The 16,050-nt window shown below is 52.6% G+C and carries 16 protein-coding genes; 3 read left to right on the forward strand and 13 right to left on the reverse strand.

Annotation, left to right across the window (positions count from 1 at the left end; all coding sequences use genetic code 11):
- Positions 1 to 113 precede the first annotated feature (113 nt).
- From pyrG to B5F35_RS01155, 10 genes are all read right to left on the reverse strand, one after another.
- Positions 114 to 1,715 carry a CTP synthase gene (pyrG, locus tag B5F35_RS01110; RefSeq protein ID WP_087237199.1) on the reverse strand — a complete coding sequence of 534 codons (1,602 nt, stop codon included), beginning with the start codon at positions 1,713 to 1,715 and terminating at the stop codon, positions 114 to 116.
- 40 nt (positions 1,716 to 1,755) lie between these two features.
- Positions 1,756 to 3,339 carry an asparagine synthase B gene (asnB, locus tag B5F35_RS01115; RefSeq protein WP_087237266.1) on the reverse strand — a complete coding sequence of 528 codons (1,584 nt, stop codon included), beginning with the start codon at positions 3,337 to 3,339 and terminating at the stop codon, positions 1,756 to 1,758.
- 354 nt (positions 3,340 to 3,693) lie between these two features.
- Positions 3,694 to 4,422: an RNA polymerase sporulation sigma factor SigE gene (gene sigE, locus B5F35_RS01120; RefSeq protein ID WP_087237201.1), complete on the reverse strand. Its 729-nt coding sequence runs from the start codon at positions 4,420 to 4,422 to the stop codon at positions 3,694 to 3,696.
- A gap of 74 nt (positions 4,423 to 4,496) precedes the next feature.
- Entirely contained in the window at positions 4,497 to 5,309 is an 813-nt protein-coding gene (locus B5F35_RS01125) for a sigma-E processing peptidase SpoIIGA (protein WP_162611285.1), read from the reverse strand.
- A gap of 130 nt (positions 5,310 to 5,439) precedes the next feature.
- Positions 5,440 to 5,808 carry a type II toxin-antitoxin system PemK/MazF family toxin gene (locus tag B5F35_RS01130; protein WP_087237205.1) on the reverse strand — a complete coding sequence of 123 codons (369 nt, stop codon included), beginning with the start codon at positions 5,806 to 5,808 and terminating at the stop codon, positions 5,440 to 5,442.
- 203 nt (positions 5,809 to 6,011) lie between these two features.
- Entirely contained in the window at positions 6,012 to 6,491 is a 480-nt protein-coding gene (locus B5F35_RS01135; RefSeq protein WP_087237207.1) for a hypothetical protein, read from the reverse strand.
- 22 nt (positions 6,492 to 6,513) lie between these two features.
- On the reverse strand, positions 6,514 to 8,052 hold the full coding sequence (locus tag B5F35_RS01140; protein ID WP_242969344.1) for an NAD(P)H-hydrate dehydratase: 1,539 nt from the start codon (positions 8,050 to 8,052) through the stop codon (positions 6,514 to 6,516).
- An 85-nt stretch (positions 8,053 to 8,137) separates the two neighbouring features.
- Positions 8,138 to 8,506, reverse strand: a complete 369-nt coding sequence (locus tag B5F35_RS01145; RefSeq protein ID WP_164488506.1) for a holo-ACP synthase — start codon at positions 8,504 to 8,506, stop codon at positions 8,138 to 8,140.
- Complete coding sequence (locus B5F35_RS01150) at positions 8,503 to 9,054, reverse strand: DUF6106 family protein (protein ID WP_087237209.1); 552 nt, start codon at positions 9,052 to 9,054, stop codon at positions 8,503 to 8,505. The genes B5F35_RS01145 and B5F35_RS01150 overlap by 4 nt, the downstream gene beginning before the upstream one ends.
- Positions 9,055 to 9,188: 134 nt before the next feature.
- On the reverse strand, positions 9,189 to 10,595 hold the full coding sequence (locus B5F35_RS01155; RefSeq protein ID WP_087237211.1) for an amidophosphoribosyltransferase: 1,407 nt from the start codon (positions 10,593 to 10,595) through the stop codon (positions 9,189 to 9,191).
- A gap of 296 nt (positions 10,596 to 10,891) precedes the next feature.
- Here B5F35_RS01155 and B5F35_RS01160 point away from each other — a divergent pair, with 296 nt between their 5' ends.
- The 3 genes from B5F35_RS01160 (at position 10,892) to B5F35_RS01170 (ending at position 14,249) form a co-directional block, all read left to right on the forward strand.
- Positions 10,892 to 12,193: a Na+/H+ antiporter NhaC family protein gene (locus tag B5F35_RS01160; protein WP_087237213.1), complete on the forward strand. Its 1,302-nt coding sequence runs from the start codon at positions 10,892 to 10,894 to the stop codon at positions 12,191 to 12,193.
- Positions 12,194 to 12,234: 41 nt separating this feature from the next.
- Positions 12,235 to 13,077, forward strand: a complete 843-nt coding sequence (locus tag B5F35_RS01165; RefSeq protein WP_087237214.1) for a MerR family transcriptional regulator — start codon at positions 12,235 to 12,237, stop codon at positions 13,075 to 13,077.
- A gap of 146 nt (positions 13,078 to 13,223) precedes the next feature.
- Entirely contained in the window at positions 13,224 to 14,249 is a 1,026-nt protein-coding gene (locus B5F35_RS01170; protein ID WP_087237216.1) for an NAD(P)H-dependent amine dehydrogenase family protein, read from the forward strand.
- Positions 14,250 to 14,492: 243 nt separating this feature from the next.
- Here B5F35_RS01170 and B5F35_RS01175 read toward each other — a convergent pair whose 3' ends face one another.
- The 3 genes from B5F35_RS01175 to B5F35_RS19505 all read right to left on the reverse strand — a co-directional run bounded on the left by B5F35_RS01175 (position 14,493) and on the right by B5F35_RS19505 (position 15,908).
- A complete protein-coding gene (locus tag B5F35_RS01175; RefSeq protein ID WP_140401114.1) occupies positions 14,493 to 14,987 on the reverse strand; it encodes a TRADD-N-associated membrane domain-containing protein in 495 nt (164 codons plus the stop codon).
- Positions 14,988 to 15,453: 466 nt separating this feature from the next.
- On the reverse strand, positions 15,454 to 15,717 hold the full coding sequence (locus tag B5F35_RS19500; RefSeq protein WP_330396259.1) for a hypothetical protein: 264 nt from the start codon (positions 15,715 to 15,717) through the stop codon (positions 15,454 to 15,456).
- Between the two features lie 8 nt (positions 15,718 to 15,725).
- Positions 15,726 to 15,908 (reverse strand): hypothetical protein, encoded by a 183-nt coding sequence (locus tag B5F35_RS19505; protein ID WP_330396260.1) that lies wholly within the window; start codon positions 15,906 to 15,908, stop codon positions 15,726 to 15,728.
- Between the last annotated feature and the right edge of the window lie 142 nt (positions 15,909 to 16,050).

Raw genomic sequence — 16,050 nt, forward strand, 5'->3', positions numbered from 1 at the left:
CCGTGCACGCTTTCCCCGGTCACCCGGTCAATGTGTTTTTGGATGCTGAACGGCCGCTCAGAGCTTATTTGAAAGTATTATACCATGATCCTTTTGCAAAGAAAAGAGAGCATTTATTTCTTCCTCTCCCACGCCGCTTCAATGAAGGAACGAAAAATCGGATGCGCGCGGTTGGGGCGGGATTTAAACTCCGGATGATACTGCACACCGACAAAGAACGGATGATCCGGCAGTTCGATCGCCTCGACCAGGCGGTGATCGGGCGACATTCCGCTGAACCGCAGGCCTGCCGCGGCCAGACGATCGCGATATGCATTGCTGACCTCATACCGATGGCGGTGACGCTCCACAATGGATTCCTGGCCATAGATCTCCCGAAGACGGCTCCCCTCCTGAAGTTCACAGGGATACCCACCGAGACGCATTGTGCCTCCCTTGGGCAGATTGCCGCGCTGATCGGGCATCAGGTCAATCACCGCCTGCTCCGAGGCGGGGGCAAATTCGCGCGAGTGCGCTTCGGTCAACCCGGCACAATCGCGGGCAAACTCAATCACGGCAATCTGCATTCCCAGACAGATTCCAAAATACGGAACGCCATTCTCCCGCGCGTACCGGGCGGCAGCGATCATCCCCTCGATCCCCCGCTCGCCAAAGCCTCCGGGGATCAAAATTGCATCCATGCCCTCGAGTACCTCCGCAGGCTCCCGGTTTTCCAGCTCCTCGGATTCAATCCAGTGCAGATTGACTTTGATCCCATGCTCATAGCCGCCATGGCGCAGAGCCTCCGCGACGGAGAGATACGCATCGTGAAGCTGTGTATATTTGCCGACAATCGCAACGGACACACTTCGTTCCGCGTTGGCAATCCGTCCGCACAATGCGCGCCAGTCCTCAAGAGAGGGTTCCGGTACGTCGAAACCGAGCTTTCGGCACACAATCCCATCCAGGCCCGCCTCATGCAGCATCAGCGGAACGTCATACAGGCTTCCCAGCGTCTGATTTTCGATCACACACTCTGGTTCCACGTCACAGAACAGGGCTATCTTTTGACGTATGCCGTTTTCCAGCGGCTCGTCACAGCGCGCAATGATGATGTCCGGCATAATTCCCATCCCCTGAAGTTCGCGCACAGAATGCTGCGCCGGTTTCGTCTTGTGTTCTCCGGAGCACTTGAGATACGGGACGAGGACAACATGGAGAAACAGGCAGTTGTGCCGCCCCACCTCACGGGAAATCTGGCGGATCGCTTCGAGAAACGGCTGGCTCTCGATATCTCCGATTGTTCCGCCGATCTCGGTGATGACCACATCGGCATCCGTCATTTTCCCAAGCCCATAGACGAATTCCTTGATTTCTCCTGTGACATGCGGGATCACCTGAACCGTGCTGCCAAGATATTCTCCGCGCCGTTCCTTGTTCAACACATTCCAGTAGACACGCCCGGAGGTCAGGTTGGAGAGCTTGTTCAGATTCTCATCAATGAAGCGCTCGTAATGTCCCAAATCCAGATCGGTCTCCGCTCCGTCCTCGGTCACAAAAACCTCCCCGTGCTGATAGGGGCTCATCGTTCCCGGATCCACATTCATATATGGGTCCAGCTTCTGCGCCGCGACACGAAGTCCCCGCGCCTTGAGAAGCCTTCCCAGAGACGCCGCGGAGATCCCTTTTCCAAGACCCGAAACAACGCCGCCTGTCACAAAAATATATTTTGCCATACCGTTCCCTCCGAATTTTCCGTTGCTGTGATTGCTTTTATTATTTCCCGCTGTCGCCGTAATTTTTCAAAACACGCGCGGACGGATCGTCCACACGGCAGCCTTCCCACTCCGGATTCGGCATCCAGAAACCAGGGATCATCGCTCCCTGGCCGGGATAGAATTTCTCAAAGATCCGGCGGTACAGCAGCGATTCCTGCGTAAACGGCGGAACCGGTGAGAATTCCCGGCACACAGCGTGCCAATTCTCCCCGTCTGTCATCTGCGCGGCATATTCCTTGAGATCGTCCACCATGCTGTGTCCCACCGCATCGCTGAACGCCGCTTTCTCTCTCCACAGGATCTCTTCCGGGAGCCAGTCTCCCTCAAAAGCCTTGCGGAGCAGATATTTTCCCTTTCCGTAATGGTTCCGTTTCTGCTCGGGATCGATGCTCATCACATAGCGGACAAATTCGAGATCCCCAAACGGTACGCGCGCTTCAATGCTGTTGTCCGCAATGCAGCGATCGGCACGTAAAACGTCATAAGCATACAGCTCCCGCACACGTTTGCAGCTTTCTTCCTGAAACGCTTCAGCGGAAGGGGCAAAATCGGTGTATTTGTATCCAAACAGCTCATCGGATACCTCACCGGTCAAAAGGACGCGCACGTTGGTCTTTTGATGGATCTCACGGCAAAGAAGATACATACCCATGCTGGCGCGGATAGTGGTGATGTCATAAGTACCGAGACGTGCGATAACATCCGGCAGGCTTTCTTTTACCATTTCAGGTGTCATAAAAAATTCTGTATGCTCCGCTCCAAGATAGTCCGCTACCTGTCTGGCATATTTCAGATCGATGGCGTCCTTTTCCATTCCGATGGCAAAGGTGCGGATCGGCTTTTTGCTCTTTCTGGCCGCGATGGAGCAAACCAGAGAACTGTCCAAGCCGCCGGACAGAAGGAATCCCAAAGGAGCATCAGCGTCCAGGCGTTTCTCCACCGCCGCGATCAGACGGTCACGAATTCCACGGAACAGCGCCTCTCCGGTATCCGGACAGCGGCGATCAAAGGCAGCGGGATCGCGATAGCGGTGAAATCTGCCGTTTTTCAAATAACATCCCGGCGGGAAAGGACGGATTTTTTCCACCCATCCTACCAGACTGCGCGCCTCGCTGGCCACTGCAAGACCGCCGGACGCGCTGTACCCATAAAATAGCGGCCGGATTCCAATGGGGTCACGGGCAGCAATCACGCATTTTTCCTCCCCATCATAGATCACACATGCGAATTCCGCGTCAAGACGGCGGAACAAATCTGTTCCGTACTCCCGGTACAGCGGCAGAATCAATTCACAGTCCGATCCACTCTGAAACGAGTAACCTTTTTCCTCCAGCTCCTGCTTCATCCTGCGAAAGCCGTACAGTTCACCGTTACAGATCGCCCAGCTGTTCCCCAGCTGAAACGGCTGCATTCCTTCGGGCGAAAGCCCCATAATGGCAAGACGCTGAAAGCCCAGAAAGCCTCCCTGCGGCAGAACCACTGTTTTTGAATCGTCCGGCCCTCTCTCCTGCGTTCTTGCCAGATATGTTTCAAATTCCTCCCGCGAAAGATCCGTTCCAAAATAAGCGAGTACCGTGCACATCTTTTTCATCCTTTCTTCTCACCAAGCTGAGTCTGGATGCCGTTCGCATCCTGTGCTCAGCTTTTTCTGTTACCTCACCGCTCACAGCCATCCAATTTATTAGCGGCAATTACCGGACGGAATGGGAAAAAAGGAAGCTGTTTTCTCTCGCTGTTTCATGTTCCACCGCATGCGGGTTCCTCCTTTTGCAGCGCAAAAAGGCGTCCGCGAGAGCCGTTCCCGGCTTCGCGGACGCCTTTGTCCTGCAATTAAGTTACTTTTATTATAGCGGATTCCTCCCGTTCTGTGCAAGAGTATTTTGCAAAATCATTTGTGCAATCCTGCAATTTTTTTTGGAAACATACGCCAAAACCACTATCCTACTCTCTCCAAATCATGCCGCAGCCGCTCAATAATCCGCTTTTCCAGACGAGAAATATAGGACTGGGAGATCCCGAGAGTATCCGCCACCTCCTTCTGCGTGTGCTCCTGAGCCCGCCCCAAACCAAAACGAAGCTCCATGATCTTCCGTTCCCTCGGCGGCAGATGGGAAACAGCGGTAAGCAGCAGATTCCGTTCCACTTCCTGTTCAATTCCAAGATTGACCGCATCCTGATCGCTGCCCAGAATATCAGAGAGCAGAAGTTCGTTTCCGTCCCAATCCACATTCAGCGGATCGTCGATGGAAACCTCGTTGCGAAGCTGAGAGTTTTTTCGCAGGAACATCAGAATCTCATTTTCTATACAGCGCGAAGCATAGGTAGCCAGCTTGATATTACGTTCCGGGCAAAAGGTATTGACCGCTTTGATCAACCCGATCGTACCGATCGAGATCAAATCTTCCATTCCCGCCCCGCTGGAATCAAATTTCTTGGCTATGTAAACCACCAGGCGCAGATTATGTGTGATGAGAGGTTCCCGGGCATTTTCCACTCCCTCCCGGACGCGCTGCATCACCTCTGCCTCCTGCGCAGGTGTCAGAGGCGGCGGAAGCGTCTCCGGCCCGTTGATGTAATGAACATCCTGCGTCCATCCCAGCCGTGCCTTCCACTGAAGGAATCGCCTTACCAGCCGCTGCACCCACTCCAAAACAAACTTTTTCATTTCCCCTCCTTGCCGCTGCCGGTGAAGCGGCGTCCCACGGGGCCTCCGGCCAGAATCAGGCTCGGGACGTTCCTTTATTCCAAAAGAGACGGATTCAGCAAAGCGTGAAATCCATCCTGTGAAACCGGCCGTTCACTGACGGCTATGTAAACCTGCGGCGGCTTCGTCACCTTTCCGGCACACTCGATCATTAGGCTTTCCGGCCGGAAGGCATGCAGCAAACCGCTGCCGGATACGGTATGGTAGGGAACCAAGCGGCACCCCTCCTCCTGCGGCGGAATCAGAGCGGCAACCGCTTCCGCGTCCGCAACGATAACGGGAGCCCCGGAAAATGGCTCGGTCAGACTGTTTCCCGTATCCACCCGCGCCGAAAACGAGACACTTTCCCCCGCACGGGTAGCGCTGACCCGGCAAAGGAGCGCTTTCGGTTCTTCCCGACCCGTCAGGCGCTGGATCAGCCGGACGGCTCCATAGGCCAGGACCGTTGCCGTCAGAAACACAACAGGTGAAAGATTGAAATAGACAACGGAATTTCGGATCAGAATCCCCTGTGTGGACGTCAGATACCAAAAAGCCAGCAGAAAACCGGCAAAAGCAAAATTCACCAGATAAAACGCCGTCACTCCGCGCAGCAGCAGCTTTGGCGAGCGCAGCGGATATGCCGCAAGCATGATGACCGCGGAAACCGCCAGACGGCACAGCAGAGAGAGAATAGCCGGAAGCGGCGGCGCCAGAATGGTGAGGGAATACGCCGCGCCGAGCGCGGCCCCTCCCAGCAGCCTGAGACGCCGTACCGTCAGATGAAGGAATCTCCCCACCGCCAGAAGCAGAAAATAATTGATAAATAGATTCAGCCCCAGCAGAACATCCACATACACCACCTGCACAGCCCCGCCCCCTTTTGCGCTTCTCTTATTATAGGAGGGACGCGGCATACATTTTGTCACAAAAAAAGGCTGCGCGCAAAATTGTCCGGGTCTCCCCGTCTCTTTTGCACGCAGCCCTTCAAACAGCCGCCTATGTAGCGCGGCGGCCGTTCCCGGCATCTAGCCCGAAGCTGATTGACAGCGCCTGATCCACCCGATCCATGCTGCCGGAATCCAATCGTCCCATCCGTTCCTTCAAGCGGTGCTTGTCAATGGTTCTTACCTGTTCCAGAAGGACAATCGAATCCCGGGACAATCCTGTGGTTTGAGAATCCAGCAAAATGTGTGTGGGCAGCTTCGCCTTGCCTCTCTGGCTGGTGATCGCAGCGGCAATCACAGTGGGGCTGAAACGGTTTCCCACGTCGTTCTGCACAATCAGCACAGGGCGGACTCCCCCCTGTTCGGAGCCAACTACCGGGCTCAAATCGGCATAATAAATATCGCCTCTTCGTATACTCACTTTTTTCACGCTCCGCTATGCAAAGTTTCGTTCGAACGTACTCTTATTTTTGTCTGTTCTGTTTTCGTTTATGCGGGAATTGAAATTCTTTTCCATCCCCACTGCTCCATAATATTACCCGCGGCGCGCAAATGACAATTTTCTCGTGTGGCAGAACAAAGCGCCGCACGGCTCAGAGATCCTTCCAAGCCTGCGGCGCTTCTTCAGGAATCATACTCATAAAAACGGGCTGTGAACCCCATCTGCGGCACCGTCAGCTCCCGAAGCTGTCCTGTCTCCGGATCCGCCTCCACCGTGTAGGTTTTTCCCTCCAGGCTTCCCTCAAAGGAGCTTGGTGCAACAGCGGTCAGACTCCCCTTTTTGTGAAGGGCATCGAGATAACGGTTCAGCTGAACGGCAAAGCTGCTTTCCGGAAGCGGACAGCTTTCGCTTACCGACTCCAGGCCCGCACAGGTCTGGGAAAAAAATTCTCCCTGCCAGTGATAGCCTATCAAAGAGGTGCGGACAGTAACAACGCCGGGGCCCTGCCGTTCGATGCGGCAATCATACGTCTCCCCCGCGTACTCCACGGAAACGCGGCAGCAAAAGGAAAGCAGCAGCTCTTCCTGTGTCATGCGCTTCTCTGTGCAGCCCGGAAGGCAAAGCATCCCCAGCATGACCATGAGCGCAAGCAGCCTGCGCATCCGCATCCCTCCCCGAATCGTCTCAGCGCCCGATTTCCAGGAACAGTCCAGGCAGCTCCTCGATCAAATCTCCCGGCAGCATCGCTGTCTGCGACAGCCGCGCGGCACAGCGATCTCCCGCCGTCCCATGCAGCCACACCGCGGCAGCAGCGGCTTGTGCGGGTGCGCAGCCCTGCGCCAGCAAAGCGCCTATCAACCCCGCCAGAACATCTCCGGAGCCTCCTCTTGCCATTCCCGCATTGCCTGTCTGATTCACCCAGGCATGCCCGGACGGCTCTGCTACAATCGTGCCCGCCCCTTTGAGCACCAGCACCACCTGATACTCCCGCGCAAACTCACGGGCGGATTCCAGACGGTGAAGCTGAATTTCCGCAACACTGCGGCCCGTCAGACGGGCCATCTCGCCGGGATGGGGTGTCAAAACCAGAGGAGCCTGAACTGTTTTCAATATATCTATATTCCTTGCCAGAAGATTTATGCCGTCCGCGTCGATGACGATCGGCTTTTCAGCTCCCATCAGGCATTGACGGAACAGCGCTGAGGATTCACGGTTTGTGCTGAGGCCGCATCCGAGGACCATAGCGTCCGCTTTGCGCAGCGCTTCCGCCAGAGATCTCTGGGAATCCTCCGTGAGCGTTCCGGGAGAGGAATAATCCAGAAGCGTATATATCGCTTCGGTAGCCTGCCCAGCGACAATCTGGTAAATGGAGCGCGGCAAAACCGCGTTGACCAGTCCCGCACCTCCCCGCAGAGCGGCACGCACACAAAGGGACGCAGCTCCCGCCATCCCTTCGCTGCCGCACAGGCAGAACAGACGGCCATAGTCGCCTTTGTTGCTTTCCGGATTGCGGGGCTTGAGGGCTTGCAGGGCTGTCTCGCGATCCGTCACCTCAAGCGGCGACTCCTGAGAATTGATCAGAGAAAGATCGATCCCGATCGGCACCACCACTACCTGACCGCAGCAGCCCTTGGCAGGCTGGAGCAAGTGTCCGTTCTTGAGGGTAGAAAACGAAACGGTATAGTCAGCCATCACGCACGGCCCTTCCACCGCTCCGGTATCGCAGTTCACCCCGCTCGGCACGTCAAGTGCCAGGGTAACACCAGAGCTCTCCGAAGCGGCACGGAACACCGGCTCCATGAAATCCGGCGCACTGCCGCGAAATCCCACGCCGTACACCGCGTCAAGAATGAAATCGGAGGTTTCCAGCATAGACGGCAGATATCCGGAAGCGTCCTCATAGCGAAGCACCTTCACACCGGTATCGTCGAGACGGGAAAGCATCTGAGCGGCATTGTCCGTGGTCGGTTCCCCCTGCATGAGGATCACCACTACCTGCGCGCCGCACTCACGCAGACGGCGAGCAGCCACAAAACCGTCCCCGCCGTTGTTGCCGTGGCCGCAGAGCACCACGCAGCGCTTTTGTTCCAGATCGTATTTCTTTCGCAGGAAGCGCACTGCGGCTCCCCCCGCGTTCTCCATCAGATCCAGGAGATTGGCTCCGGCCTGTACGGCTCGTTCCTCCAGGCGGCGCGACTGTACCGCGCCAAGCACTTTCATCATAAAAAGGTTCCTCCTCCATTTTGGCTGTTATACCATGGAAAGCTGCAAAAACGCCGACCGCCTTACGATGGCAGCCGGCGCTCCCTCAGCTTTTCTGTTCCGCCGCGGCCACTACCGCAGCATAATTTTTTGTATGTGTCACACTGACGGAAAAGCGCAGCCCTCTTTCCTCTGCCAGCCGCAGAGCCGATCCGCTCAGAAAAAGATACGGCTGGCCGGAAGGCTCCCGAAGGAGCTGAACCTCCGTCAAAAGAAAGCCTCGAATCCCAGTGCCAAGCGCTTTTCCAAAGGCCTCCTTTGCACAAAAACATGCCGCGGCGCTCTGTGCAGGGAAGCCGCGCGCGGAAAGCTGTTCCCTTTCCTGCGCTCCAAACACCCGCTCCACAAAGCGGGGATTTTGCAGCGAACGGCGGATTCGGTCAACTTCAAGCAAATCGAGGCCGAGAGCAATCATGCGTCGGCAGACTTCCGGCGGCCCGCAGGCCCAAAGACCTCAAATGCCAGCTGCCGGGGCAGGAACGGACGGATCGAATCCAGAACGCGCTCTTCCGGATGGAACACCACCAGGCAGAAACCACCGTATTTCGGGGAACGCACGGCAACATACCATGCACCTTCATCGGAGCCATCGTCCGCGATGGAAGTAAAAAATTTCTTGTCATAGTGCTTGGACTGGTGATCGACCGCCTTGTACTTCCCAATTGCTTCAACATCCTTGCAGTCAAAGGAAATCACACGCTTGCGGCGCTGACGGTTGATAATCCGGTCGATGGTCAAATCGCCGTTCGTCACACTGTACTCAAATTCGAGATTACGCGATGTGATCAGCCAGTACGCACCATAGCCCGCGGCAATGATTACGAGAAAACCAAACATCGGGATCACAAAAACACCGAGAAAGCAGATAATGAGGAAAGCCAGGGACAATCCCACATACATCAGATAATCCTTCCCGCTGTGCTTGCGTTGGATAATTTGTTCCACAAAAATGTCCTGATTCATAGCTTCCAGAATCCTCCGTGAAATAAAATGAACCGGCAAAGCGCCGTAATGTGTTCATTGTAACACATCGCTTGGGACAATACAATTATTTTTGAAAAAAGTTCACAATGCTCTGCCGGATCATCCAGCTGTTTTTATTCCTTGCCATTCCAGCAGTAGGTGCACAGCTTGCACGGTTCGATTCCCACGGAAGCGATCAGATCGTCCAGGCGCTGGAACTGCAGGCTGGTGAAATTCTGCACCTCACGGATCTTGTCCACCATTTTCTTATAGCACAGGCTGTCAGGATCGGTGTAAGGCGCAACACCCTCTCCCGCCGTCGGGCGGCCCTCCAGCTCATTGATCACACGGCGGCCAAACAGCTCCATATCGGAATTGGAGCGAGAGAAATTCAGATATTTGCAGCCGTAAAGAATGGGAGGGCAGGCCGGACGAACGTGTACTGCCTTCGCCCCGCTGCGGTAAAGGAATTCTGTTGTTTCGCGCAGCTGTGTGCCGCGCACAATGGAGTCATCGATTAAAAGCAGGCTTTTATCACGGATAAACGCTTCTACCGGAATCAGCTTCATGCGGGCAATCAGATCGCGCTGTGCCTGACGCGGCGGCATAAAGGAACGCGGCCATGTGGGAGTATATTTAATGAAAGGACGGCCGAACGGGATACCGGAACGGTTCGCGTAGCCAATCGCGTGCGCCGTACCGGAATCCGGCACACCTGCCACCAGATCACAGTCGGCGTTGTCTCTCTCCGCCAGCTTTGCTCCGCACTTGTAGCGCATTTCCTCCACATTGACACCTTCATAAGAAGAGGTGGGATAACCGTAATACACCCAGAGGAACGTGCAGATTTTCATCTGATCCCGGGGCTTGACCAAGCGTTCTACACCGCCCGATGTCACACGGACAATCTCACCGGGGCCAAGCTCCCCCCAGCGGGTATAGCCAAGATTGCCGAAAGCAAAGTCCTCAAAGGAAACACAGTAGGCCCCTTCCTTGCAGCCAATCGCCAGCGGCGTTCTGCCCCACCGGTCACGCGCGGCATAAATCCCGTCCGCAGTGAGAAGGAGCACCGACATAGAGCCGTCCACACGCTCCTGCATATATTGCAATCCCTCAACAATGGTGGATTTCTGGCTGATCAGCGCCGCCATCAGTTCCGAAGTATTGATCCGGCTTCCGCTCATTTCCAGGAAATGCGTGCATCCGTTTTCATAGACGGAGCGGATCAGTTCTTCCGCATTGTTGACCTTACCGACTGTGGTAATGGCAAAGCTTCCCAGATGAGACTGCACCAGGAGAGGCTGCGGATCGCTGTCGGAAATACAGCCAATTCCCATATTGCCTTCCAGCTCCTCCACATCGCGCTCAAACTTTGTACGGAACGGGGAATTTTCAATGTTGTGAATAGCGCGGCTGAAACCGTCCGGCCCATACACCGCCATACCGCCGCGCTTGGTTCCAAGATGAGAGTGATAGTCCGTCCCAAAGAAAAGGTCCAGCACACAGCTTGATTCTGATGCCACTCCGAAAAAACCGCCCATGAAATCATACCTCCGTTATTTGTTGCCCGCCATCCCGGCTGTGCGCATTTCTTTGCTGCGCAGCCCGCGCCCAACCTAATAATATAGTTATTATACCATAGCAAGCATCTTTTTTCACAGAGAAAGCTGCAAAAATTTGTCAGAAATTTGAAGCTTTCTCCTTCGGAAATCTGTTGTCTATCTCCCAGTCCTCATATTTTTACAAAAAATGAGGCTCTTCCTCTTTCTCTGGTTGATGTTCCGGCAAAAGCCCTGTATACTAAAAGGAAACCTGTCTGAAACGGAGGAATCATCGGATGCAGAAAGGAAATCCCTGGGCGCTTTTGCCCATTGCCGTTTTTCTTGTTGTCTTTATCGGATGCGGCATCCTGTTCGGAGATTTTTACGCCATGCCCGCTATCGTGGGCTTTCTCATCGCGCTGGTAACCGCTTTCCTGCAAAATCCCAAGCGCACCTTTGCGGAAAAGCTTTCCAGTGTCACGCGGAGCATGGGAGATGAAAATGTGATGATCATGTGCCTGGTATTCGTTTTGGCCGGAGCCTTTTCCGGCGCGGTTCAGGCAGCAGGAGGTGTGGACAGCACTGTTAATTTCGGCCTGTCGATCCTTCCTCCTCAGATCGCCGTCGCAGGCCTGTTTTTAATCGGGTGCTTTATCTCCACAGCAATGGGAACGTCGGTGGAAACTATCGTGGCTCTGGCCCCCATTGCCGCGGGAATCAGTGAGAAAACCGGCATTGCGGGAGCACTTTGCATGGGCACCGTGGTGAGCGGCGCGATGTTCGGGGACAACCTCTCCATGATTTCCGACACAACCATTGCCGCCACCCGCACACAGGGATGTGAGATGAAAGACAAGTTCCGGGAAAACATCCGCATTGTCTTTCCGGCTGCTGTCGTCTCCCTCATCCTGTTCCTTGTTTTGGCGAACGGAGAATATCATGTCACCGGGGATCTGAGCTACAACGTGCTTCAAATCCTGCCATATCTTGTGGTGCTGGTGGGCGCACTGGCCGGACTGAACGTTTTTTTGGTGCTTGTGATCGGTACGGTGCTCTCCGTAATAATCGGTGTTGCCACCGGAATGATTGCCCCTGCTGAGATTTTCACAGTCATCGCAAAAGGGCCCGACGGCGAGGGCGGTGTGATGAGCATGTACGATATCACCGTGATTTCCATTGTGGTCGCTGGTGTCATTGGGCTGGTCAAGGCAAACGGCGGGATTGACTTTGTGCTGCACTCCATCCGCCGCCATGTCCACACACCAAAAGGCGCCCAGCTTGGGATCGCCGCGCTCAGCTCGCTGGTGGATATCTCCACGGCCAACAACACTATTGCCATTGTGATGTCCGGTCCCATCGCCAAAGACATTTCCCAGGAATATAAAATTCCGCCGCGCCGCACCGCTGCTTTGCTGGACATTTTCACTTCCGTATGGCAGGGGCTGATCCCATACGGCGCTCAGCTTCTGGCTGCGGCAAGCGCCTTGAGCGTGACTCCTCTCCATCTTCTTCCTTATCTTTTCTACCCTGTCCTGATGGGAATTTCCGCTATCTTTTTCATCCTGTTCGGAAAAAGCGCCAAAAAGCAAACGCAGTGAAAAACTCTACCAGCGGATGAGAGTTTGGAGGTTTTCAAGGCATGGAAAATCTATTACCTATCGGAAAAATGGCAAAGCTCAACCGGATTTCCATCGCTACCCTGCGTCTGTACGATGAAAAAGGCCTGCTGCACCCACGCTATGTGGATCCGCAAACAGGCTACCGCTACTATGCTATGGAACAGAACGCACGGCTCGACATGATTGCCTATATGAAAGAGCTGGGTATGAGCCTTGCTGAGATTGCGCAAGCTTTGGAAAAAGAGGATATCACCCTGATAGAGGAGCTGCTGGCCCAAAAAAATGAACAGATCCATGAACAGCTTCGTCATTTGAAAGCCCGTCATGACGCGGTGGAACGCGCGATCCTTTCCATTGAACGATACCGCAAATCCCCGGTTTCGGGAACACTCTCCCTGGAATATATCGATCGTCGGAGCATCTGGGGCATCCCATGTACCGATAACTTCTATCACAGTGATATCCGAAGCTATGAAAAGCTTCTGGCCGGGCTGCGCCGCCGTCTGGAGGAGAGCGGCTTTGAGCAGATCTACTCTTACAACATCGGCACTTCTATCCGCCAGGAAGATTTTGAAGCAGGGCATTTGGCCGCGGAAAAGATCTTCATCTTCACCAGCCGCAACACCCAATGCGATAAAAACGCGCTTGAGCTCGTGGACAGCGGCATGTATGCCTGTCTGTATCTGGACAATTATGATGACGAAATCACCGGAATTGGGCTTCTGCGTGACTACTGCAAGCAAAACGGTTATCGAATTGCGGGAGATTACATCTGCGAGGTTATGACCGGCTTCCCTGTCTTTGACAGCAACCCGCGAAGCATGTTTCTCCGCCTGCAAATTCCCGTCCGGTTTCTCAAATAGCTGTTTTTCCGCACATACTTTTCTTTTTTAAAGAGTTGACTCTCTTGCCGTATGAGGGTTTATACTGAGGGTATCCTAAAAGAAAGGGCAAGGGAACACCGATGCTTTCGCCTTGTTCCGCCCATCATAGAAAGGGAGGCAGCTTCATGGAAAAAATCAAGGTAGTCCAGTACGGATGCGGAAAAATGGCAAAATACACCCTGCGGTATCTGTATGAGCACGGCGCGCAGATTGTCGGCGCCATCGACGTAAATCCCGAGGTCGTCGGAATGGATGTCGGAGATTATGCCGATCTCGGCGTCAAAACCGGCATATTGATCTCCAACGATGCGGACAAGGTTCTGGACGAATGCGACGCAGATGTGGCGATTGTCACGCTGTTCAGCTTCATCAACGACATCTATGACCATGTGGAAAAGTGCGTCTCCCGTGGAATTAATGTCATCACCACCTGCGAGGAAGCTATTTATCCCTGGACAACAGCGGCGGCACAGATCAACCGCCTGGATGCGCTGGCAAAGGAAAACGGATGCACCATCACGGGCTCCGGTATGCAGGATATTTTCTGGATCAACGTGGTTGCCATGGTGGCGAGCGGATGCAATAAGCTGACCAAGATCAAAGGCGCTTACAGCTACAATGTGGAAGACTACGGCCTGGCGCTGGCAAAGGCACACGGCTGCAACCTGACCACAGAAGAGTTTGAAACACAGATTGCACACCCGGCGGAATTTGAGCCTTCCTATGCGTGGAACGCCAGTGAAGCCATTTGCAGCAAGCTGGGGCTGACTATTTGCTCCATCACACAAAAGCACGTCCCGTGTATTGTGGATCATGACGTGTACAGCGCCACGCTGGGAGAAACCATTCCGGCCGGCAAATGCATCGGCATGTCCGCCGTTGTCACCATCGAGACAATGCAGGGAATCACCATTGAGGAGGAAACCATCGGCAAGGTGTACGGTCCGGATGATGGCGACCTGTGTGATTGGTGGCTCTCCGGGGAACCGAACACAGAATTCCACATTGTGAAACCCGCCACGGTCGAACACACCTGCGCTACGATCGTCAATCGCATCCCCAGCCTTCTGAACGCACCGGCCGGATATGTAACCTGCGATCAGCTCGAACCGCACTCGTATCTGGCGTATCCCATGGAATACTATCTGTAAGGCACTGGAAAAGGGTAAATTCACTCGAAACCTCTCATTAAAACAAGGACGCTCCTTCCTTTTCAGGGAAGAGCGTCCTTGTTTTATGTTACAACTTTTTAAGAACGGCAGGTCATTCCCACTCGCTTCTGTCAGAAGTTTTCTAAACAGATTTGTTTATGGGATTTAGCTCAGAGTATTGGTATTCTTCTCATTATTCCGATAGTAGAGGCTATCTGATTTTTTGTTGCTATGGTGTTGCCATTACTCCACTATATTTTTTGACAATATAATATTTTTGGATATCTCTGATAAAGTAGTTTCTCGAATCTTAACATCCTCTATTTTATTGGCAATTGAGTTTGCAAGCAAAAGATTGTTACTTTCTGCAAACTTGGCATGAAACTTAACAGCTGCTTCTATATTTTTGGTATACATCTTAATAAAAACTGCTCCAATAAAATCTACAACGATTCCGCTTAAACTCCCTACTACTAACAGAACCTTATCCGTTTCAATCGACATATACAGGGTTATTCCTACTATCACTATACCAAATATAATCATCATAATGCCAAGTCCAGAAAGAAATTTTGTTTGAGCTAAATTCATATCATAATATCTCATTAACTGCTTTTGATTCATTCTAAACATTTTTTCTGCTCTCAAAACCCTTTTCTCAGGATCTATTTGCGAAAATTCTTTTTCCTCTCTACGAGCTTCCTCTTCTAATTTCTCCAGTTTTTTTGACTCTTTCAAATCAAAGAAACAACTTACAGATACCATAAAGCAGACAAACGCTAAAAATCCCGTTATATACACCAGTATCTGTCCAATTGGAAAATCAAATATTTTATCATATATTAAATAAGCAAAAAACGCTAGAAGGATGCCAAATACAAGCCCACCTATTACACCATTTCTATCTCTTTCAGATTTTTTTGCACCTTGTGTTCAGATTTATTGGCACCAATATTTACTGATTTTTCTTCCATAGCTTTTGTCTCCCATTGACTGTCTTTTAAACATTAAAATTAATGCCTGATATATTCTTTAACTCCAAGCTTCTCATCTTTTTGTCGATGAGAATTTTTCAAAGTTTATCATAAGATACCGGCATCGCAACTTCTCCATTCATGTGCGGATAAGTAATTATAAAGCACACGATACCTCAAGATATACTCACGAAATCATTAGACTACTTCAAGCCAAATGGCACACTGAATTATATAGCAACTTGTATCAATACGGTTATTGGGATGCCGTTTTTCCGTTGTATCTTCTGAGCATATTCCACCAGCGCCCGTGCATTGCTGGCAGGATGCCAGACATAGGCAATGAGATGGTCTACATGATCCACAACATAGCGATTTGCCCTCACGATTGCAGCCTTGCGCGGAATACATTCCATCCCTGGTGGATAGAAGGTGCTGTCAAATCCATCTGGAGTTGGGATGGGTCGCTCCGCCGGATGATATGGCAGCAGCAAAGTGAGCTTCACTTCTGGGTGGAATCGCTTGGCTTCTTTGACTGCCGATGCTGCAATTCACCGTAGTGACCAACGATAAATTCTGTAACACCATATCCAACAATGTGCTGCTCCACAGCTGCATACAATGCCAGATAAATTTCTTCCGATACCTCCCTATGCCCGATGAAAAAACAGCTTTTTCCGCCCAAAGTTTTTCCTCCTTTTTAGTTGTGTTTATCGTTAAAATTATACGATATAAATGATTAAATCACAACGATTTATCAAAGTATAATTTACGAAGAACACAAGCAAAGGAGTGATGCAGGTGAAGGATATTCTCTCGGTTATAAC

The sequence above is a fragment of the Anaeromassilibacillus sp. An200 genome, assembly GCF_002160025.1.
GTDB classification, from domain to species: domain Bacteria; phylum Bacillota; class Clostridia; order Oscillospirales; family Acutalibacteraceae; genus Caccousia; species Caccousia stercoris.